20 protein-coding genes are annotated in these 20,891 nt (G+C 69.7%); 13 read left to right on the forward strand and 7 right to left on the reverse strand.

Translation table 11 applies throughout. The features are described from left to right. Window positions 1-3: 3 nt before the first annotated feature. Together ACFVIV_RS10435 and ACFVIV_RS10440 are read right to left on the reverse strand one after the other, a co-directional pair. The gene (locus ACFVIV_RS10435) at window positions 4-999 is read right to left on the reverse strand and encodes a sugar ABC transporter substrate-binding protein (RefSeq protein WP_379194674.1); all 996 of its coding nucleotides are present in this window, start codon (window positions 997-999) and stop codon (window positions 4-6) included. Between the two features lie 19 nt (window positions 1,000-1,018). Beyond that, window positions 1,019-1,921: a TIM barrel protein gene (locus ACFVIV_RS10440; RefSeq protein ID WP_379194676.1), complete on the reverse strand. Its 903-nt coding sequence runs from the start codon at window positions 1,919-1,921 to the stop codon at window positions 1,019-1,021. 261 nt (window positions 1,922-2,182) lie between these two features. Between ACFVIV_RS10440 and ACFVIV_RS10445 the strand changes: the two genes are divergently transcribed. Next, the gene (locus ACFVIV_RS10445; RefSeq protein ID WP_379194678.1) at window positions 2,183-3,187 is read left to right on the forward strand and encodes a LacI family DNA-binding transcriptional regulator; all 1,005 of its coding nucleotides are present in this window, start codon (window positions 2,183-2,185) and stop codon (window positions 3,185-3,187) included. Between the two features lie 50 nt (window positions 3,188-3,237). Then, a complete protein-coding gene (locus tag ACFVIV_RS10450; RefSeq protein ID WP_379194680.1) occupies window positions 3,238-4,248 on the forward strand; it encodes a Gfo/Idh/MocA family oxidoreductase in 1,011 nt (336 codons plus the stop codon). Here the strand turns inward: ACFVIV_RS10450 and ACFVIV_RS10455 are convergent. After that, the gene (locus tag ACFVIV_RS10455; RefSeq protein WP_379194682.1) at window positions 4,245-4,862 is read right to left on the reverse strand and encodes a LysE/ArgO family amino acid transporter; all 618 of its coding nucleotides are present in this window, start codon (window positions 4,860-4,862) and stop codon (window positions 4,245-4,247) included. The two genes, ACFVIV_RS10450 and ACFVIV_RS10455, sit on opposite strands and share 4 nt — an antisense overlap. A 73-nt stretch (window positions 4,863-4,935) precedes the next feature. On the opposite strand from ACFVIV_RS10455, the gene ACFVIV_RS10460 reads away from it, so the two are divergent. The 3 genes from ACFVIV_RS10460 to ACFVIV_RS10470 all read left to right on the forward strand — a co-directional run bounded on the left by ACFVIV_RS10460 (window position 4,936) and on the right by ACFVIV_RS10470 (window position 7,636). After that, window positions 4,936-5,814 (forward strand): LysR family transcriptional regulator ArgP, encoded by an 879-nt coding sequence (locus ACFVIV_RS10460; RefSeq protein ID WP_379194683.1) that lies wholly within the window; start codon window positions 4,936-4,938, stop codon window positions 5,812-5,814. A 110-nt stretch (window positions 5,815-5,924) separates the two neighbouring features. Then, on the forward strand, window positions 5,925-7,010 hold the full coding sequence (locus ACFVIV_RS10465; RefSeq protein ID WP_379194685.1) for an S-(hydroxymethyl)mycothiol dehydrogenase: 1,086 nt from the start codon (window positions 5,925-5,927) through the stop codon (window positions 7,008-7,010). After that, window positions 7,010-7,636 carry an MBL fold metallo-hydrolase gene (locus ACFVIV_RS10470; protein ID WP_379194687.1) on the forward strand — a complete coding sequence of 209 codons (627 nt, stop codon included), beginning with the start codon at window positions 7,010-7,012 and terminating at the stop codon, window positions 7,634-7,636. Before ACFVIV_RS10465 ends, ACFVIV_RS10470 begins: the two co-directional genes overlap by 1 nt. A gap of 42 nt (window positions 7,637-7,678) precedes the next feature. Here the strand turns inward: ACFVIV_RS10470 and ACFVIV_RS10475 are convergent, their stop codons facing one another. Continuing rightward, window positions 7,679-8,767, reverse strand: a complete 1,089-nt coding sequence (locus ACFVIV_RS10475; RefSeq protein WP_379194969.1) for a glutamate--cysteine ligase — start codon at window positions 8,765-8,767, stop codon at window positions 7,679-7,681. 86 nt (window positions 8,768-8,853) lie between these two features. Between ACFVIV_RS10475 and ACFVIV_RS10480 the strand changes: the two genes are divergently transcribed. From ACFVIV_RS10480 to ACFVIV_RS10490, 3 genes are all read left to right on the forward strand, one after another. After that, complete coding sequence (locus ACFVIV_RS10480; protein ID WP_379194689.1) at window positions 8,854-9,219, forward strand: TfoX/Sxy family protein; 366 nt, start codon at window positions 8,854-8,856, stop codon at window positions 9,217-9,219. 156 nt (window positions 9,220-9,375) lie between these two features. Beyond that, window positions 9,376-10,803, forward strand: coding sequence for an ABC1 kinase family protein (locus ACFVIV_RS10485; RefSeq protein ID WP_379194691.1), 1,428 nt, complete (start codon window positions 9,376-9,378; stop codon window positions 10,801-10,803). Between the two features lie 256 nt (window positions 10,804-11,059). Next, on the forward strand, window positions 11,060-11,251 hold the full coding sequence (locus ACFVIV_RS10490) for a hypothetical protein (RefSeq protein WP_379194693.1): 192 nt from the start codon (window positions 11,060-11,062) through the stop codon (window positions 11,249-11,251). 9 nt (window positions 11,252-11,260) lie between these two features. Here ACFVIV_RS10490 and ACFVIV_RS10495 read toward each other — a convergent pair whose 3' ends face one another. From ACFVIV_RS10495 to ACFVIV_RS10505, 3 genes are all read right to left on the reverse strand, one after another. Next, window positions 11,261-12,601, reverse strand: coding sequence for an ABC1 kinase family protein (locus tag ACFVIV_RS10495; RefSeq protein WP_379194695.1), 1,341 nt, complete (start codon window positions 12,599-12,601; stop codon window positions 11,261-11,263). 92 nt (window positions 12,602-12,693) lie between these two features. Continuing rightward, window positions 12,694-13,656, reverse strand: coding sequence for an endonuclease/exonuclease/phosphatase family protein (locus ACFVIV_RS10500; protein WP_379194697.1), 963 nt, complete (start codon window positions 13,654-13,656; stop codon window positions 12,694-12,696). Window positions 13,657-13,667: 11 nt separating this feature from the next. Beyond that, window positions 13,668-15,617, reverse strand: a complete 1,950-nt coding sequence (locus tag ACFVIV_RS10505; protein ID WP_379194699.1) for a glycoside hydrolase — start codon at window positions 15,615-15,617, stop codon at window positions 13,668-13,670. Between the two features lie 74 nt (window positions 15,618-15,691). On the opposite strand from ACFVIV_RS10505, the gene ACFVIV_RS10510 reads away from it, so the two are divergent. The 5 genes from ACFVIV_RS10510 (at window position 15,692) to ACFVIV_RS10530 (ending at window position 20,887) form a co-directional block, all read left to right on the forward strand. Further along, window positions 15,692-16,354, forward strand: coding sequence for a response regulator transcription factor (locus ACFVIV_RS10510; protein ID WP_379194701.1), 663 nt, complete (start codon window positions 15,692-15,694; stop codon window positions 16,352-16,354). After that, on the forward strand, window positions 16,351-17,712 hold the full coding sequence (locus ACFVIV_RS10515; RefSeq protein WP_379194703.1) for an ATP-binding protein: 1,362 nt from the start codon (window positions 16,351-16,353) through the stop codon (window positions 17,710-17,712). Before ACFVIV_RS10510 ends, ACFVIV_RS10515 begins: the two co-directional genes overlap by 4 nt. Before the next feature lie 265 nt (window positions 17,713-17,977). After that, window positions 17,978-18,997 (forward strand): nitroreductase family deazaflavin-dependent oxidoreductase, encoded by a 1,020-nt coding sequence (locus ACFVIV_RS10520; protein ID WP_379194705.1) that lies wholly within the window; start codon window positions 17,978-17,980, stop codon window positions 18,995-18,997. A gap of 184 nt (window positions 18,998-19,181) precedes the next feature. After that, complete coding sequence (locus ACFVIV_RS10525) at window positions 19,182-20,078, forward strand: YdcF family protein (RefSeq protein WP_379194706.1); 897 nt, start codon at window positions 19,182-19,184, stop codon at window positions 20,076-20,078. Window positions 20,079-20,335: 257 nt separating this feature from the next. After that, window positions 20,336-20,887, forward strand: coding sequence for a hypothetical protein (locus ACFVIV_RS10530; protein WP_379194708.1), 552 nt, complete (start codon window positions 20,336-20,338; stop codon window positions 20,885-20,887). The last annotated feature ends 4 nt before the right edge of the window (window positions 20,888-20,891 follow it).

Consider the following 20,891-nt stretch of genomic DNA (forward strand, 5'->3'; position numbering starts at 1 on the left):
TGATCACCGGGTGCCCTGGTCGACCAGGGCGGCGATGGCATCGACATTGCTCTTGTCCACGAAGGCGGGACCCGTCTGCACCGGCCGGCCGCCGCCGACCGTATTGAGGTTCGACTTGTACAGCTTCAGCAGCACCACCGGCAGATAGCCCTGCTCGTACTGCTGCTGATCGACCGCGAACAGCAGGTTCCCGCCCCGGATCGCGGTCACCACATCGCTATTGAGATCGAAGGTGGCGACCGCGGCGTTCGACCGCGACTCCCGCACCGCGTCCACGGCCCGCGCGGCGATCTGCGAATTCAGCGTCAGCACCGCGTCGACGGCGCGATCGGTCTCCAGCGCGCCCTTGATGCGGGCCTGCGCATCGGTGGGGTTGTTGATATCGACCTGCAGCCGCACCACATTCCCGAAACCCTGGGTCGCGCCGTCACAGCGCTCCTCCTGGCCGATATTGCCGGCCTCGTGAATCACGCAGAGCAGCTTGGCTTTTCCCTCGTCCTTCAGCCGCTTGCCCGCGGCCTCACCGGCGAGCTTCTCGCTCTGCCCGACATGGCCGATGGCGCCGAAGGCGACGCTCTTCCCCTCACCGGAGTTGATGGTCACCACGGGAATGCCCGCGGCCACGGCCTTTTCGACCGAGGTGCGCAGCGCGTCCGGATTCGCCATGGACACGACCAGGCCGTCCACGCCCTGCGCCACCGCATTGTCGATGAGTTTGGCCTGCTGGCCGGGATCGCCGGAGGAGTTGTATTCCACGCGCACGCCCAGATCCTCCCCGGCCGCCTCCGCGCCGTTCTTGACCACATTCCAGAAGGCGTCACCGGCCGAGCCGTGCGTCACCACGGCTACCGATTTCAATTCGCCGACATCGACGGGCGCCTTCTGATTCCCGGCCGTATCGGCCCCGGGTCCGCTACAAGCGGCGAGCACGGCCGCGACGGCCAGCCACGGCGTCAGCCGCCGCCACCGCTTCCAGCGCGATTGTGTGGGTTCGGACATCTTCGTCATCACCTCTTCACTAAATCCGCGCGGAGGCGAGTTCGGAGCCGATTCGGGCCAGGTGTCGCAAACTGCGTGTCGTATCGCCGGTCGGCCCGGCCGCGGTCTCGCCCGCGCGCAGCGCCGTGTCCTGCTCGAGCACGTACCAGCCGCGGTATCCGGCCGCGTGCACCGTGCGCACCAGGGCCGCGATGTCCACGTCGCCGTCGCCCAGCGGCACGTACAGCCCGCGCCGCACGGCCTCGCTGTATTCCATTCGGCCGGAACGCACTTCGTCGGCCAGGGCCAGGCGCACATCCTTGAGGTGGATGTGCCCGATGCGGCCGGCGTACTTGCGGGCCAGCTCGACCGGATCGGTGCCGCCGATGGCCAGGTGCCCGGTGTCCAGGCACAGGTCCAGATCCGAGCCCAGCAGGAAGCGGGCGACCTCGGCCTTGGTCTCGACATGGGTGCCCACATGCGGGTGCACGGTGGTGCGCAGGCCGTGCTCGGCGGCGATATCGCGCACGGTGGCGGCGGTGTCGAGCAGGGTCCGCCACTCGTGATCGGTGAGCGGTTCGCGCTGGTCGTACCCGTCCTCGCCGGTGGCGGCGGCCAGTACGAGCACCTCGGCCCCGGCGGCGGCGAACAGCCGCGCGGTCTCCCGCGCGGTGCGCAACGCCCGCCCCGGTTCGCGATGCATGGCCAGCGCGAGGAACCCGCCGATCGGCCGCAAGCCGTGCGCGCCCAGAGCGGCCTGTAGTTCGAGGGGATCACTGGGTAGATATCCGGGCGGCCCGAATTCGGTCGCGGCAATGCCGAGCCGCGCCATCTCGGCCAGCACGACCTCGGGTTCGAGGACGTGCCCCCAGCCGGGAACTTCGCAGACTCCCCAGGAGATCGGCGCGGCGGCAATACGCAGTGGATGCAGCGGTTCGGTCATCGGCACTTCCCAGACCTGTCATAAGCCATCGAATGATGTGCTCTCGCAATTGGAGCGCTCCAACAATGTAACCTGGATCACTGGCGTGTCAAGAGCCCGACGCACATCGAAAAATGGTGTGTCACCTCGGAAAACATCCAAACCACCGGCAAAAGCCCACGAAAATCGATGTCCAGAAAATTCCGTTAGAGCGCTCTATTGCCCACATCTCGCCGAGGCGGTACGGTCCGATCAGACCGACTCGAATCACCCGGAGGAACCATGCCCCGACCGACCATGGAGGATGTGGCGGCCCGCGCGGGCGTCTCCCGTGCTCTCGTCTCGTTGGTCATGCGCAACTCCCCCAAGGTCAGCGATCACCGCCGCCGCGCGGTGCTGCAGGCGGCCGAAGACCTCGGCTACCAACCGCATTTCATGGCCCGCTCGCTGGCCAGCCGCACCTCCAACATTGTCGGCGTCATGGTGTCCGACCTGCGCAATGCCTTCTTCGCCGATGTGGTGGAGGGCATGGACGCCGCCGCGCAGGAGGCGGGGCTGGAACTCATCCTGAATACCGGCTGCCGCAGCGCGAATCGGGAACGGACCGCGCTGGCGAGCCTGCTGGCCTTCCGTCCCGGCGGCATCATCCTGCTGTCGCCGGTGCTGCCCGCGGCCTCCATCCGGGACGCGGCCGCGCGCTGCCCGGTCGTGCTGGTCTCGCGCAGCTCGTCCATCGCACAGGTGGACACCGTCAACGACGATGGCGAGCTGGGTGCGGCGCTGGCCGTGGATCACCTTGTCGCCCTGGGCCATCGGCGCATCGTGCACCTCGACGGCGGCGCCGCCTTCGCCGCCGGGCAGCGTCGCAAGGGCTACACCGCCGCCATGGTGCGGCACGGCCTGGAACCCATGGTCATCGCCGGCGAGCACACCGACGAGGCCGGGGCGGCGGCGGTGCGCAAACTGCTGAACATCTTCACCCCCGACACCTTCCCCACCGCCTTGGTCTGCGGCAACGACTTCAGCGCCGTCGGCGCCATGTCGGCGCTGGGCGAGGCGGGATTGCGTGTCCCCGAGAATGTCTCGGTCGTCGGTTACGACAACACCTCCTTCGCCGCCCTGCGCAATGTCGCGCTGACCACCATCGACCAGCCCCGCACGCGGATCGGGCGGCTGGCGGTGGAGGCGCTCACCGAGCGCCTGCGCGAGGAGCGCACCGAACCGGTGCGCAAACGCCTGGAACCCGCGCTGATCGTCCGCGCGACGACCGCGCCACCGCGCGGGTGAACACCCGAACCTCACACCGCCACAAGCACTCTCACACCTCAGGAGCCATCATGTCCCCCGTTCGTGTTGGCCTCGCCGGAACCGGCCGCATCGGCGCCTCCCATGCCGAGACGCTCAAAGCGCTGTCCGCCGTGGACACGGTGATCGTCGCCGACGCCGACGCCCAGCGCGCCCGCGCCACCGCCGACAAACTCGACATCGAGTTCGCGCCCGATATCGACGCGCTCTTCGCCGCCGACCTCACCGGCCTGGTCATCGCCACCGCCACCGATTCGCATCCGGAGCTGATCACCGCCGCCGTCGCGCGCGGCATCCCGGTGTTCTGCGAAAAGCCCATTGCCGCAGATATTTCCGGCACCCTCGCGGTGGTCGAGCAGGTGACGGATGCCCAGGCGCCGGTGCAGATCGGCTTCCAGCGCCGCTTCGACGCCGGCTACCGCGCGGCCCGCGCGGCGGTGGCCTCCGGCGAATTGGGCTGGATCCACACCCTGCGCGCCACCACCCTCGATCCGGCGCCGCCGCCGGCCGAGTACATTCCGCGCTCCGGCGGACTGTTCCGCGATTGCGGCGTCCACGATTTCGACATTATCCGCTGGGTGACCGGCCGCGAGGTCACCGAGGTCTACGCCACCGGCGCCAATCGCGGTGAGCAATTCTTCGCCGACGCCGGGGACGTCGACACCGCCGCGGTCGTGCTGCGCCTGGACGACGGAGCGCTGGCGACGGTTTCGCTGGGCCGCTACAACGGCGCGGGCTACGACGTGCGCCTCGAGGTCCTCGGATCCAAGGGCAATGCCATTGTGGGACTGGATGATCGGGCCCCGCTGCATTCGGTCGAGGACCAGTGGACGCCCTCGTCGCTGCCCGCCTATCCGGGCTTCATGGAGCGCTTCCACGGCGCCTACGTCGAGGAACTCGCCACCTTCGTGGGCGTGGCCACCGGGCAGATGCAGAATCCGTGCCCGCCCGGAGAAGCCTTGGCGGCGTTCTACATCGCCGAGGCGTGCGAGCTGTCCCGCCGGGAGGGCAGGCCGGTGCGGCTGGCCGAGGTCCGCCGCTAGCTGACCAGCAGGCTCACCGCGAGACCGGTCATGACGAGCGCGATCACCGAATCCAGCACCCGCCAGGCGCGCGGCTTGGCGAAGACCGGAGCCAGCAGCCGCGCGCCGAAACCGAGCCCGAAGAACCAGATGATGCTGCCCGCAATGGCTCCCGCGGTCAGGAACCAGCGATCCGGCGTCGCATAGGTGCTGGCGAAGGAGCCCAGCAGCACCATGGTGTCGAGGTAGGCGTGCGGGTTGAGCCAGGTCACCGCGAGGCAGGTGGCGATGGCCGCGCTCAGGGCGATGGGCGCGCCGCCGCCCGCGGTCAGCGCCGAGGCGGAGAAGGCGCGCTTGGCGGCGAGGAAGGCGTAGCCGAGCAGGAAGGCCGCGCCCGCGTACTTGGCGACGGTGAGCAGCACCGGCGCGTTGTTGACCACGAAGCCGAAGCCCGCGACGCCGGCGGTCATGAGGATCACGTCGGAGGCGGCGCAGACCGCGACCACCGGCAGGACATGCTCGCGTCGGATCCCCTGACGCAGGACGAACGCGTTTTGCGCGCCGATCGCCACAATGAGGGAGAGTCCGAAGCCGAGTCCTGAAATGGCCGCCAGGGCCGCCGATGACGTGTTCACCCATCCGAAACTAGGGCAGTCGACCAGGACCAGGCCAGCTAATGTTTTTGATGCACCATTACGATTTCTTAATATGGACCTCCAGCTCGACCAGCTGCGCGCCCTCGACGCCGTCATCAGCGAGGGCACCTTCGACGCCGCCGCGCGCCGGCTCAGCGTCACCCCGTCGGCGATCAGCCAGCGCATCAAGGCCCTCGAGGACGCCGCCGGGCGCATCCTGGTGCAACGCACCAAACCGGTGCAGCCGACCGATTCGGGGTTGACCGTGCTGCGGCTGGCCCGGCAGATCCAGCTACTCACCGGCGATACCGCCAGGGAGCTGGGTGAAGCCAATCAACCCGCCGACCGCCCGGTCAATATCCCGATCGCGGTCAATGCGGATTCCTTACAGACCTGGGTGCTGCCCGCCCTGGCCCGCGCGGCCGCGGGGGTGAGCTTCGAGATCCATCGCGAGGACGAGGAGCACACCACCCGTTTCCTGCGCGACGGCACCGTCATGGCCGCCATCACCTCCACCGCCGCGCCCGTGCAGGGCTGCACCGTGCGCCGCCTCGGCGCCATGCGCTACCGCCCGCTGGCCCATCCCGACTTCGCCCGCACCTGGTTCCCGGACGGCGCGACCGCCAAGGCGTTCGCCACGGCCCCGGTCATCCTGTTCGACCGCAAGGACGATCTGCAGTTCCGCCTGGTGCGGCACTACACCCGCAAACCCATCGACCCGCCCCGGCACTACATTCCGTCCTCGGCCGGATTCGGCGAGGCCATCCGCCTGGGCCTGGGCTGGGGCATGATGCCGGACATGCAGGTCCGGCCCGGCGACGAGCTGGTTCCGGTCGACCCCGCCGTCTTCATCGACGTGCCGCTGTACTGGCAGCAGTGGCGACTGGACTCTCCCGCGCTCACCGCGGTCGCCGACACCATTGCCGAAGCCGCCGCCACCGCACTCCGGTGAGATCGCGGCACGGCGCTGCTGTGGGGTTGCGACTCATCGTGATTCGCTCGCGACCCGCACGACCCGATGCCATAGTCGAAGCAATCGCATTGCCCTAGGAAGGAAAATCGTTGTCCCAGATTGTGCGCGGCGTGATCGCACGCTCGAAGAATGCCCCGGTGGAAGTGACCGAGATCGTGATCCCGGATCCCGGACCGGGTGAGGCCGTGGTGGCGGTGCAGGCGTGCGGGGTGTGCCACACCGATCTGCACTACCGCGAGGGCGGTATCAATGACGAATTCCCGTTCCTGCTCGGCCACGAGGCCGCCGGCCTCGTGGAGGCCGTGGGCGAGGGCGTGACCGATGTGGCGGTCGGTGATTTCGTCATCCTGAACTGGCGCGCGGTCTGCGGCACCTGTCGCGCGTGCAAGAAGGGCAAGCCCTGGTACTGCTTCTCGACTTTCAATGCGGCACAGCCGATGACGCTCACCGACGGCACGCCGCTGACACCCGCGCTGGGCATCGGGGCCTTCGCGGAGAAGACCCTCGTGCACGCCGGGCAGTGCACCAAGGTGGACCCGAGCGCCTCGCCCGCCGCGGTGGGCCTGCTGGGCTGCGGCATCATGGCCGGGCTGGGCGCGGCCATCAATACCGGCGGGGTGAGCCGGGGTGACAGCGTGGCCGTGATCGGTTGCGGCGGTGTGGGTAACGCCGCCATCGCGGGGGCCCGGCTGGCGGGCGCCACCACCGTGATCGCGGTCGACATCGACGAGCGGAAGCTGGAGTGGGCCACCGGTTTCGGGGCGACCCACACCGTCAACGCGGCCAAAGACGATGCGGTCGAGCGGGTTCAGGAGCTCACCGGCGGCTTCGGCGCGGATGTGGTGATCGACGCGGTCGGGCGGCCGGAGACCTGGAAGCAGGCGTTCTACGCGCGCGATCTGGCCGGCACGGTGGTGCTGGTGGGCGTGCCCACGCCGGATATGACGATCGAGATGCCGCTCATCGACTTCTTCTCCCGCGGCGGGTCGCTGAAGTCCTCGTGGTACGGCGACTGCCTGCCCTCGCGCGACTTCCCCTATCTGGTGGAGCTCTACAAGCAGGGCCGCCTGGATCTGGATGCCTTTGTCACCGAGACTATTTCACTCGACGAGGTCGAGGCGTCGTTCACCAAGATGCATCACGGCGACGTGCTGCGCTCGGTGGTGGTGCTGTAGTGGCGCACATCGATCACACCACCACCTCGGGCACCTTCAGCCTGGACGGGGAGACCTTCGACGTCGACAACAATGTCTGGGTGGTCGGCGACGACCTGGAATGCGTGGTCATCGACGCACCGCACGATCTGCGGGCCATCCTGGATGTCATCGGCACCCGGAAGGTGCAGGCCATTCTGGCCACGCACGCGCACGACGACCACATTCGCATCGCGCCCGAATTGGCCCGCGCCACCGGGGCTCCGGTGCTGCTGCATCCGGACGATATGGTCCTGTGGCGACTCACGCATCCTACGGTGGACCCGGACGGTGAGCTGACCGACAAGCAGACCATCGAGGTCGGCGGGACCGTCTTGCAGGTGCTGCACACGCCGGGCCACGCACCGGGCGCGTGCTGCTTCTACTCCGCGGATCTGGGTGCGGTGTTCACCGGGGACACGCTGTTCCACGGCGGTCCCGGGGCGACCGGGCGCTCGCATTCGGACTTCGGGACCATTGTGGACTCGATCGCCGAGCGGCTGTTGTCGCTGCCGCCGGAAACCTTGGTGCACACCGGTCACGGCGATTCCACCACCATCGGCGCGGAGGCGCCGCAGCTCGACGAGTGGCGTAAACGCGGGCACTGAGCGGAAGTCCGGCGCGGCTGGTCCGGCACCACGGACCAGCCGCTATCGGCAGGTATACAGGGTGGCCTCGGCCAATTCCTCGATGACATCGCCGAGTTCGCCCCGATTGCGGAAGGCGCGCAGCTGCCGGCGCGCGCCATTGCCCCGGATCAACAGCGCGGTGACGGCCTCGGTGACGAAGTCGAGATCGCCGAGTTCCTCCAGGGCGGGCCGGATCCGGTCGATGAGCCGCGACAGCAGATCCTCGACCGGCAGCATGCGGCCGTCCAGCGGATCGATCGCAGCCCCGTCGATGCCTTCGTGCGCGGCCTTCCAATAGGCCGCGCGCAGTACGGGTTCGGAGATGGCGGCCGGTTCCGGAACCCGGCACGCGGTCATGACGGCGGCCCGCACCACGGTGGCCATGAGCGCCGATTCCTCCACCGTCGCGGGCACATCGCTGACGCGCACCTCGACGGTCGGGAAGGTGACCGAGGGCCGCACATCCCAATACACCATCTTGCGGTCGAGGATGACGCCCAGCGACAGCATGGATTCCACGGCGGCGTCGAATTCGCGCACGGAGCCGAAATGCGGCGGCGGGCCGGCGCTGGGCCAGCGGCGCCACAGAATATTGCGCCAGCTGGCATACCCGGTTTCGCCGCCGCGATAGATGGGGGAATTCGCGGTCAGCGCCAGCAGCAGCGGCAGCCACGGGCGCAGGAAGTTGCTCACCCGCAGCGCGACGTCCTTGTCCGGCACCGCCACGTGCACGTGGCAGCCGCACAGACCTTGGTCATTGGCGAGCCGGCCGAAGTTCTCGGCAATGCGGCGATAGCGCGGGGTGCCGGTAATGGTCAGCTCGTCCGGCGCGCTCAGCGGTACCGCGCTGGCGAGCAGCAGGGCGTCGTTCTTCTCCGCGCAGATCGCCGCGCCGCGCCGAAGTTCGCGCAGTTCACGCAGCAGATCCGGGGTATTGGTGTGCACGCGGGTGGTGGTCTCCACCTGGCATCGCGTGATTTCCAATTGCAGATCGAGACCGAAATCCGCCGCGGTGCGGGCAACATCGACATTCCTGCTCACCGGTGCGCCCGTCCGCGGATCCACGAGGAGAAACTCCTCTTCGACGCCTACCGTCGGCGGGGCTTCCACCTTACCTGTGTACCTCATACACGCGTCTGAAACACCTGTCGGAGCGGTCTCTCCGGGTTGTCGGTGGGCGGGGTGACAATGCCTGCATGGCATACGACGAGGAACTGGCCGAGCGGATCCGGGATTCGCTCGGGCCGGAAATGGCCGAGGCCGTCGAGAAGAAGATGTTCGGCGGTCTCGGTTTCATGATCGACGGCAATATGGCGGTGGCGGCCAGCGGCAAGGGCGGGCTGCTCGTGCGGGTGGGTCCCGAGGCGCACGATGAGCTGGTCCGGCTCGCGGGCGCGAGCGCGATGGTCATGGGCGGGCGCGAGTCGCGCGGCTGGCTGCGCATCGACGATGCGGTCCTCGCCGAGGACAAGGTGCTCGACGAATGGGTCGCACGCGGCGTGGCCGCGGCCCGCAGCGCACCCAAGAAGAGCGCACCCCGGAAGAAGGCCGCCCGCGGCTGACCGCCATCCGCACCCCCTGAGAAGACCACTCAGTTTCCAGGGCATGAGAGACTCGATACGGCGGGTTATCGGGTAGGGGTGTAGCGAATGGCGGCTCGGCGGATCGGTTCTCGGGGCAGGACCACCGATATCGGGGGGAATCCTCCCTCCGGCAAGGTGGTTCGCGCCGCCAGACTGGCCGGCCTGCCGATCGCCTATGCGGGCCGCCGGGCCGCGGGTATGGGCAAACGCGTCCTGGGCCGCCCGGCCGCGGATGTGGATCTGGAGATCCAGCTGCGCACCGCCCAGCACATCTTCGAGGTGCTCGGCGAATTGAAGGGCTGCGCCGCCAAGCTCGGGCAGATCATGGCCGTCTACGAACTCGCGCTGCCGCCGGAGCTGGCCGAACCGTATCGGGCCGCGCTGAGCCGCCTGCACGATGCCGCCCCGCCCATGCTGCCCGCCACCGTGCACACGGCCATGGCGGCATCCATGGGCGACGACTGGCGCGAGCTGTTCCGCGAATTCGACGACCGCCGCGCCGCATCGGCCACCATCGGCCAGGTGCATCGCGCGGTCTGGCACGACGGGCGCGGCGTGGCGGTGAAGGTCATGTACCCGGGTGCGCGCGCGGCGCTGCTCGCCGATCTCGATCAACTGCGCCGCATGTCCACGCTGGCCACGGTTTTCGCGCCGCACGCCGATGTGCGCGCGCTCGCCGACCAGCTCGCCGAATCCGTGCGCGCGGAACTCGATTTCGCCGCCGAGGCCGAATTCCAGCGCACCTTCGCCGCCGCCTACGCGAATGATCCGGACTTCCGCGTTCCCGAGGTGGTGGCCCAGCGCGGCGATGTCCTGATCACCGAATGGCTGGACGGAATCCCGCTGCACCGCATCATCGAGTCGGGCGCGGCCGAGGAACGCAGCCGCGCCGGCATGCTGGCCCTGCGCTTCGTGCTGTCCGCGGGTCCGCGGGCGGGTCTCATCTACTGCGACCCGCACCCCGGCAATTTCCGGATATTGCCCGACGGCCGCCTGGGCGTGGTCGACTTCGGCGCCTGCGCGCCGTGGCCGCCGCCGGATTTCGAGGCCATGGTGAGCGATCTGGGCGATGCCGTCTTCAATGGCGGTCCGGCGGAACTGGATACCGCCATCCGGCAGCACGGTTTCGCCGACGACGAGGTCAGCTTCGACGCGGCCGTGCTGTCCGATCAGCTGGCCCCGTACGTCGACCTGGTGCGCCTGGAGTCGGCCCGGGTGGATCGGGAGTGGCTGCGCCGCCGCGTCCTGCACACCATGAATCCGCGATTGTCGAATGTGTGGCGCCAGCTCACCATGCCCGCGTCCTGCACGCCCTTCGCCCGCGCCCTGGTCACCCTGCTGGGCCTGCTCTCCCAGCTCGACACCGCGGGCCCCATGCGCGAGGAAATCCTGCGCTGGTCACCGGAATTGACCGCCGCCTTCACCCGCTACCGAACCCGCGGCCCCGAACCCGCGGCCGCGGACCCGCACGCCCCGGCCGATCTCGCCGCCGCGCGCGAGCGCCGTGCGGCCCGCACGGCCGCGGCGGCACGCCCGCGGCGATTCGGCGTGTCCCGAGGGTGACACGAACGTCGGGTCGGTCACACCGTATGCGGAAAGCGCTATCGGGCCGCAAGGTTCGCGATGCACGGCTCCCCGGCGAGCTCCGCGGCGGCTCTGTGGCCGTTACCGTTTCGTGACACATTCTGGCCATCTTCGGCCAGGTGCGGTGAAATTGCTCGATTCTCGGCTAGGTTCGTTCCGGGGCACGCAGCACGGCGCGTCCACACGCGTCGCCTGTGTTTGCTCAACCGAGTTGTGCCGAACAAGGAGTGTGGCTTTGACCCCTCGAAGGATGGCGGACGCGGCGGCTACAGCCGCGACGCGGGCGGTGTCGGCCGTCATCACCCCGCGCCCCTGGACAGTTCCCGTACTGGCGACCAGTGCGGTACTCAGCACCACGGCGATTCTGGTCGCCAGTGCGCCGCATGCGGCGGCCGCACCGGCCTTGATCGGGGTCCACCTATCCTGAGCGGATCGGTCAGCAGGCGGCCTCCCGCGTATCCCCCAGTCCGGGAACCCATTTCCCGGCCAGGCTGAGGAACGGCCCCTGCGCGTCGAGTTGCGCGCAGATACCGACCACGCCGCCGAAAACGCGTGCGAGCATGGCATATTCGGGATGATCCACCGGCGCCATCAGGGCCCGCGCATTGGTGAGCGAGATGTTCTCCGGATCCAGTGAGCGCGCGACCTCCGCCTGCAGCATGGCGCGGCTGAAATGGAAGTCGCTGCCGTCGATCTGCGCCACCACGGGCGCTATGCGCCGGCGAATGGGACCCATATCGATGGGCGCGCCCGATTTGACGAAGCCCTCCTCCCGCAGCACGGCTTCCAGCGCCGGATAGTCCTCGGCGAGCGCGCAGCGCGCCAATCGCCCGACCGCGCGCGGTATTCCGCGCGGCGTCTCCGCGCAGGCCCCGAAGTCGATGACGCCCAGCCGATTGTCCGGGCGCAGCTGGAAATTCCCGGGATGCGGATCGCTGTGCAGGCAGCCGACCCGCGACGGCGAGCAGAGCGCGAACTCCGCGAGCAGCAGTCCGGCGCGATCGCGGTCGGCCCGGCTGCCGCCGGCGATGATGCGGGACAGCGGAATACCGTCCATCCATTCCGAGACCAGTACCTTGGGCGCGGCCGCCACCACCCGCGGCACGAAGAACCGCGGATCTCCCGCGAAGGCGCGGGCGAAGCGCCGCTGGAACGCCGCCTCGATGCGGTAGTCGAGCTCGTCCTCGGTGCGGGCCAGGAATTCCTCGATGAGCTGGCGCGCATTGGTTCCCGCGAGCAGCGTGTTGAAGGCGCCCGAAACCATTTGCAGCATCTTCAGATCCGCGCGCAGCGACTCCTCGGCCTCGGGATACTGCACCTTGACCGCCACCGCGCGCCCGTCGTGCCAGACCGCCTTGTGCACCTGCCCGATACTGGCGGCGGCAATGGGCTCGTCCGCGAAGTGCGCGAACCGTTTCCGCCAGCCGGTGCCGAGTTGCAGGTCCAGCATGCGATGGGTGTCGGCGACCGGCATGGGCGGCGCTTCCTGCTGCAAGCGGGTCAGCGCCTCGCGGAAGTGATCGGCGAAGCGCGGCGGCACCCCCGCCTCGGCCACGCTCAGCGCCTGCCCGAGCTTCATGGCGCCGCCCTTGAGCTCGCCCAGTACGGCGAAGATCTGGTCGGCCGCATTGTCGAGCATCTCGTCGGTGATGGCGCCGCGTTCCGCGCCGGATATCAGGCTGCGCCCGGTGGCGGCGACGCGCTGGGCCATGAGGGTGGCCGGAATGCTCGCCACTTTGGCCATCCGGGTGATGCCTTTTCTCCTGAGTCCGGCCACGTTGCCGATCCTTTCCCGCGACGCCGCAATTCCAGCCACCCCTGTCCCAGACAGTGTAGGCGAGTTTCCGGTCGGGGTCGATCACGCCCAGGTCACCGGGGTTTCGAGCCGAGGGCGAGGGTGGCCTGGACGGCGCAGTGGTCCGGGCCGGGCAGTCGCAGCACGGATGCGGTGGCGATGTCCGCGCCGCGCACCAGGATGTGATCGAGGCGCGCGACGGGAAAGACCGCGGGCCAGGTGAATCCGGGGCCGGAGCCCGCATCGGACAGAGCGTGGCGGTAGCCCGGCGCGAAGCCGTCCCAGTGCCGATCGGTGCTCGCGGTATTGAAATCCCCCGCGACCACGACGTGTTCGGCCCGCTCGGCGGTGAGCCGACCGGACAGGGTGGCGAGGCCGCGATTGCGGGCGTCGGTGTCGCCGGGGCGGACCGATGGCAGATGCACGACGTAGACCACGAGATCGCCGGCGGGCGTGGCGATATGGGTGCGCAGGCCGCGCTTCCAGCCGACGCCGACATCCGCGGCGGTGGTGTCCGAGGTCGGATAGCGGCTCCAGAGGGCGACGGTGCCGATCTCCTCGCGGTAGGGGTAGGCGGTGTCGAGGATGCGTGTGACCGCCGCGCGGTCGGCGCCGCCGAGCTCCTCGACGGCGATGATGTCCGCATCGGTGGCGACGAGAGCCCGACCGGTCGCCGCCGGGGATTCGTTGGCCGCGAAGAGGTTCTGCGAGACGATGCGCACGCCATCCGCCGCCGCGGGGCCGCTCGCGCCGTGGACGGGGGCCCACCAGGCGCCGAAGCTGTACGCCCACACCAGGAGCGGGATCAGGGTGGTGGCCGCCCCGGCCGGGCTGCGGCACAGGAAGGCGATCAGCGCGAGGAGCGGCACGAGGACGACCAGCCACGGGGCGGCGGTGTCCAGTGCGACGCCGAGGCCGCCGATATCGGGGACAGCGGTGTGCCCGAGCAGCAAGAGGGTGAGAAGCGCTGAGGCACCGGCGAATACGAGCAGTCTCCCCCGCCCGGTCCGCGTGGTCGCGCGGACCGGTACGGGCATCCGGTAGTCGTTCACTGGACCGGGCACAACCGTCGCGGTGTGGTGTCGCCCTTCAGGGTGGCGTCCACGCAGCCACCGGGCAGTCCGCTGTAGTCGCGGTCTCCGAAGTTGGCGACCACGGTCAGGTCGCCGTCGCCGAAGGTGGTGGTCTGCACCTGATGGTCGTCGGTGAGGTAGCGGAAGTCCGTCATGGGCAAGGTGCCGGCGACCTCGTGCAGCGGCGCGAAGAACTGTTGCAGGCGAGCGATTTCCGGGCCCTTCGCGTCGAGGGTGGCGCGGTCGAGGACGAAGTTCAGCGGGGTGTTGTTCAGGATCGCGGTGAGTGCGCGCATCGTCTGCTGTTGCGGCAGTTTGTAGTACGACAGTTCCCAGCGGTCTGCGTTCACGAGCGAGTCGTGCAGCACGGTTTCGTACAGCGGCACCCGGTAGACCGGGTCGAACATGGCTTTCGCCAGGTCGGCGGGCAGGTCCACGGGCTGGAAGAAGGTCTTCGGCGCGCGCTGCGGGTACCACGCGCCCCAGGTTTCCTTGTCCCGCTGGAGCTTCCAGATGCCGCCGGCGATCGGGGTCTGCGCACCGTGGTTGTAGTCGAGCACGGGAGCGGCCCACGCGCCCGCCGATTCCGAGCCGAGCACCTGTGGGCGGTCGGCGAACCACCGCATGCGGTCCAGGCGGTTGGCGCGGTCCTGCCGCTGGTTCATCGGATGGCCGGCGGAGTAGTCGTCGAAGAATTCGCCGGCGGCGTCCACATCCAGGAAGTAGGTGTTCGCGCCATTGGCGCTCATCTGCGCGTAGCGATCCCGGTACAGTTGCGGATCCTGTTTCAGCGCTTCGGAACTCAGGTAGCAGCCCCGGTCGCGGAAGCCCGCCTCCGGCGTCCCGTCGGCCCGGTGCACGCAGCCGTCCGGCCATATCCGTCCGGGCCAGCGCGAGGTCGGATTGTCGGCGGTCGCCGGATCCTGGGCGTTGTCCAGCGAATCATAGGGCCCCGCAAGGTATCCGGCGTCCTCGGCGGCGGTGACCGACTCCTTGGCCATGGGGTGGTCGTCGGCGTCGTAGCCGAGCCACATGCGGCTCAGTCCGAGATCGTGCATCTTGCGCACGGCCTCGGGCGTGCGGCCGTCGCCGAACAGGTAGGCGTGGAAGGCCCCGAGGAGCTTGCCCGCCTCCGGGTTGCGCGCGATCTTGTCCCGCAGTGGGACGAACTCCCCGTGCCGCATCAGCCAGGACCGGTAGTCGACGGCCGCCGCGACCGGTGAATCGCCGGTGAGTGCGAAAGTGACGGTGTAGTCGCGCGTGTCGGCCCGTTCGTCGAAGTCGTGGGCGGCGCGGGCCAGCAGCCTGCCGTTCTCGGAGTTCAGGGTGAGGCTGCTGCCGCTATCGGTGGGCACGATGTAGCTGACGCCGCGCCCGCCGAGCCGGTAACCCCAGAACGGCATGGTGAGGCCCGAGGTCAGGCTCATCGGTTCACCGACCACACCGGTATCGGGACCGTTCCAGAACGCGTCGCGCACCGGCAGCGACAGGCCCTCCCCGCGCGGGATCTGGACCGACGCGGCCGCGGCGTCGCCGCCGGTGACCGGCCAGACGAGCCGGCCGTCGCGATCGCTGTCGAGCGTGATCTGCACGCGTCCGTCGACGGCGGTCGCCGATGCGGCGAGGCCCCGATCGGGATAGGTCCAGGTCACGGCGTCACCCACCAGGCGCATGGGTCCGGCGGGCCCGAGCGCGCCGGCGGCGGGCGCGGACAGCTCGTAGGTGTGCCCGCCGGCCGTGGCGGTGACCGCCAGCGAGGTGGTGTCCACCCGCGCCGTCCCCTCGCTCAAGGGGATAACCACCTGATTGCCGTCGATCTGCGGTGTGGCCGGGGAAAGGTCGTGGCCGCAGGCCGCGAGCCCGGTGGCCGTCAGGCCCGCCATGGCGATCACCGCCGGGACCCGATGCCGTCTGCGAAGTCTCATGGCCACCACGCTGAACGCCCGATATGAAAGTTCGATGAGAAAGGGCAGGTGGCCGCGTCCGTATTATCCGACAGGTGCGGGTATTGGTGGTCGACGACGAAGCGGCGGTGCGCGAGGCCCTGGTGCGCGCCCTCGACAGCGAGGGTTACGAGACCCGCTGGGCCGGGGATGGCGCGACCGCGCTCACCGAGGTTGCCGGATGGCGGCCCGAGGTCGTGGTGCTGGATGTGCTCATGCCGTTCATGGACGGCCTGACCGCCTGCCGCACGCTGCGCGGACGCGGCGATCGCACGCCGATTCTCATGCTCACCGCGCGCGACGCGGTCGCCGATCGCATCGAGGGCCTCGATGCCGGGGCCGACGACTATCTGGTCAAACCGTTCGATCTGGACGAGTTGCTGGCGCGGGTGCGCGCCCTGGTGCGCCGCACCTATCCCGAGGACGGGGCGGTGCTCTCGGCCGGGGATCTGGTCATGGACACCGCCGCGCACACGGTGCGCCGCGGCAGGCGCGAGATCGAGCTCAGCCGAACCGAATTCGCGCTGCTGGAGGTCCTGCTGCGCAATGCCGGGCAGGCGCTGCCCAGGGAGACGCTCATCGACCGGGTGTGGGGTCACCAGTCGTCGAATTCGCTGGAGGTCTACATCCGCTATCTGCGCCGCAAGATCGAGGCCGACGGCGAGACGCCGCTCATTCACACCGTGCGCGGGGTGGGCTACCGGCTGGGGCCCGGGTGACCCGGCCGGGCCTGCGCGGCCGGATCATCGGATTCTTCGTGCTCGCCATGGCATTGGCGCTGGCGGGCATGGCCGCCGCCGCGTACTTCGTGGTCGGGCACGAGCTGAGAAGCGACCTCGATCTGGGGCTGCGTCGCGAGGCCACCCGCATCGCGCGGCAGTATCCGGCCGAACCGGATGTCGCCGCCATCTCCGGGCCGTGCCAGTACCTGGCCGCGCCCAACTGCGTCCAGGTGGTGGCCGCCGACGGCGAGATCCGATCGGAGAACCTGCCCGGCCAGAACCTGCCGATCGACGCCGAAACCCGCGCGGTGGCAACGGGATCCGCGGACGCCTACTTCAGCGATTTCACCCTCGCGGGCTACCCGATGCGCATGTACACCGCACAGCTGGAACCGGGCAGCGCCGTACAGGTCGCACAGCGGTCCGACACCGTCGACACCGGCCTGCGCCGCATGGGAGTGGCCCTGCTGGCCGCGGCCGCCGCCGGGACACTGCTGGCCGCCGTGGCGGGCACACTGCTGGCCCGGCGCGCACTGGCGCCGGTGACCGCGCTGACGCGGGCGGCCGAGCGGGTGGCCCGCACCCGGGATCCCAACCAGCACATCGCCGTCAGCGGTTCCGACGAGCTGGCCCGCCTGGCGGTCAGCATCAACACCATGCTCGACGAGCTCGACGCGGCGCTCACCGCCGAGCGCGATTCCCGTGCGGCGCAACAGCGCCTGATCGCCGACGCCTCGCACGAATTGCGCACCCCGCTCACGGCATTGCGCACCAATATCGACCTGCTGCGCCGCGCCGCCCGGCTGTCCCCCGCCCAGCTCGACGACACCGTCGCCGCGCTGCGTGCGCAGTCGGAGGAACTGTCCGGGCTGGTCACCGATCTCATCGATCTGGCCCGCGCCGACGATCCCGCCGCGCCCCGGGAAACTCTGGAGGACCTGCGGCTGGACACCCTGCTGGCCGACCGCGTCGAGGCGGCCCGAAGGCATTGGCCCGCAATCACCTTCGAGACACGGCTGGATCCCGTCACCATCCCGGGCGCACCCGCCCGGCTGGCTCGCGCCCTCACCAATCTGCTGGACAATGCGGCCAAGTTCAGCCCGGCCGGTGCGACGGTGCAGGTCGAACTGACCGGGCGGCGGTTGACCATCCGCGATGAAGGACCGGGCATCGCGCCCGAGGATCTGCCCCACGTCTTCGATCGCTTCTACCGCTCCCCCACCGCTCGGGCGACCGCCGGCCACGGCCTCGGGCTCGCCATCGTCGCCCAGGTGGCCGAATTGCACGGCGCGCGTATCACCGTCGAATCCGAGCCCGGCCGGGGCGCGGAGTTCACGCTGGTCTTCCCCGGGTAGCCAGCGGGCCCGGCACCCGGTCCGGGCCGCACGAGGCGCGGCGCGGCTTGGCGTCGATCGTCAATCAGCTGGCGAATCGCGCCATGTCGGGCCGCGGCGGCAGGTTCCTACGCTCGCCATGTCCGGGCACAACGCTCGGCGTCACCCCGTGGAGGTGCCAGTGCCCCAGCGGCGCATGCGAACCCGGGTTGCGCGCGGCGCAGCCGTCACCGCCGTCGCGGCCACCGCCATCACCGCTCGCCGAATTCGCCGGAAGGATTCCGCCGTGCCATCCCTCAAAACCGATGTCGCGCAACGGACCGACGACTCGCCGCACTGGCGGGCCGCCGATGTCGAACGACTGCCCGAGCTCGGGAAGCTGGGCAGGACCCACACCGCCACCTGGCTGGTGGCCCGCGCCGGCGGGCTGCTCGGCGGTGGCCGGCGGATCAAGGTTCTCGAGGTCATGGGCCGCAGCGGCAATCTGTTCTTCGGCTACGCGCCGCTCGGGCTGCGCGTCGTGCCGGGCAGCAAGCTCACTCGCGTGGACTGCGAACTGGCGACGCTGCGCACCGCCTGGGATGTCGGCGCGCGCTACGAATGGCATCACCACGTCTTCGCGGCCCGCTTCAGCGGCATCTCGGTGGCGACCGTGGAGCGGGTCGCCGCGGGGCCCGACGCGCCCGGCTGGACCGAACAGCAGCGCCTGTTGTTGCGCGCGGTGGACGAGTTGCACGCCGATCGGATGATCGGCGACGAGACCTGGAACGGCTTGTCGCGGTACCTGTCCGAGGCGCAGCTGGCCGATCTGTGCATGCTGGTCGGCCATTACGAGATGCTGGCCATGCTGCTCAAGAGCCACGGCATCGAGCACGAACCCGAGCAGTGGCGGCGCGGGCCGCTGCGCTGGGTCCGCGATGCCGGCAGCGGCGACGGTATCGCGCCGAACTGGCTGCCCGCGTTCAATCGCGTTGTCACCAACCGGTTCGCGCGCCTCTACGCCGGAAAGATCCCGCCCTACACCGTGATCGGTCATCAGGGCCGTAAGTCCGGCAGGGCCTTCACGACCCCCGTGCTCGGCAGCGTCCGCGATGATCTGCTGATCGTGCCGCTGGCCTACGGCAGCAAGACCGACTGGGTGCGCAATGTGCTGGCGGCGGGCGGCGGCACGGCCACCTATCGCCGGCGGACCAGAAAGTTCATCAACCCGCGGGTGGTGGATGCGGCGGACGCCACCGAGCTGCCGCCGCTGGCGCGGCGCTACACCCGCCTCGTCCCGGTTCTCATCGCCGACCTCGCCGACTGACCCGCTGCCGCCCGGCCCTCGGCGCGGCAGTGCCCGGACGCGGTGCCGCGCCGATACCGTGACCGGGTGATTCTGCTCGCGATCGGATTGGTGCTGCTGGCCGTCTTCGTGCTGCGTTTCCGCAAGGACAGGCGGCGTTTGAGCAATGGGGTGTACCTGCTGTCCGGGGGCCATGTTCGCCGGCATGGGCATTATCGGGACCGACGAGGACAGCTTCCTGGCGACCCTGGCCGCGATCGTGGTGCTGTTGTCACCGCTGCTGGTGCTCGCCCTGGCCGGGTTGCTGATGATCAATGGCGTGCAAGTGGTGCGGCGCGAAGGGCTCAGCCTCGCGCACCTGCTGCCGCTCGGGCTGGGCATGACGCTGCTGGTGCCGTACGTGCTGTTCGTCGTGGCATTGTGGACCGAGAACTTCTGGTTCGCGGTGATCCTGGCGTCGGTGATGCTGGTCCTGAGCTATCTGGGGTTCCTGTGCGTGGCATTCCTGATGTACGCCTGGGTGTACACCCGCCTGTCGTATCAGTCCGGCATGGCCGCCATCGTGGTGCACGGTTCCGGGCTGATCGGCGCCCGCGTGCCGCCACTGCTGGCCAACCGGCTCGACCGTGCGCTCGAGGTGTACCGGGCCGAGGTGGGCCGGGGCCGCCATCCGGTGGTGGTCACCAGCGGCGGCAGAGGATCCGACGAGAAGGTCTCCGAGGCCGAGGCGATGGCCGGGTATCTGCTCGACAAAGGGCTGCCCGCCGAGGCGGTCCTGCGCGAGGACCGCTCCACCACCACCCGCGAGAACCTGCTCTGCACCAGGGATCTGCTCGCCGAACGCGGCATAGGCTCCCGAATGGTGCTGGTGACCAGCAACTTCCACGCCATGCGCACCGCATTCCTCGCCCGTGACCTCGGTCTGGACGCCGAAGTCGTCGGCGCGCCGACCGCCTTCTACTACCTGCCCGGTGCACTGCTGCGCGAGTTCATCGCGGTGCTGTACGAGAACCGCCGGGTCAATACCGCGGTGTGCGTGGCGCTCGCGGCACTGCCGCCACTGCTCGTGGCCTTGGCACAGCTGCTCCCGGCCGAAGCGTGACTTCTCCCCCACCGGCGGCGAAAGCCGAAGCCACCGCACTTCCCCAGCCCCTCCCCACTTCGTGTGAAACGCGAGTGTGCGGTTTGGGCGGTTATCGTTGATTCGTCACCCGGGGGTCGGCGCGCGGGGCAGGGACCCGTGCACAGTGAGGGAGAATATGGTCGTGAATTGCGTAATCAGGGAGAAGTTCAGAGGTTGGGGCGGGGTAGTGGTCGTGGCGCCGGCGGGTGTCGCGGCATCCGTCGGCGGCTAGAACGATGTCGGACCAGGAAGAGCCGGGGCGGGGGTCCGTGCCGGGGGACGGCGGGTACCGGGTCGATGCGGTGGAGCGGTTGCGGCGGAAGCTGGAAGGGCTGAGGGCCGCCGAGGCCGGGGGCCCCGCGGCGGGCGAGGGATCGTCGAAGGTCACGCGGTTGCCGCGGCGGCCGCGGCGGATGACCGAAGAAGCGAGCGAGCGGCCGCAGCAGCCTTGGCGGTCGGAGGGTGGGTCCGTTTACGATCCCGCGCCGACCAGGCCCGTGCAGCGGTCGGAATTGCAGCGCGAGACCGGGTGGTGGCCGGCCGACCCGGGCCGGGCGCAGCATCCGGCTCCGGAGACCGAGCCGGGCGGAGGCGAGCAGGACGGGGGCGTCGTCGATCTCGGCGCGGCTCGGCGCAAACGGACCGCGGACGGCGGCCCGGTCGGTGGCATTCGGCGGGTCGCCCGGCCGCGCCGGATCGGATCCTCCGCGAGCGAGGGAACCGGCGGCGAGCAGGGCGGTGGGCGCGGCGGTGACGCCGAATCGCCGCGACCGGACGGACCGAACTGAAGGT

It is taken from the genome of Nocardia sp. NPDC127526 (assembly GCF_042672265.1).
Classification (GTDB): domain Bacteria; phylum Actinomycetota; class Actinomycetes; order Mycobacteriales; family Mycobacteriaceae; genus Nocardia.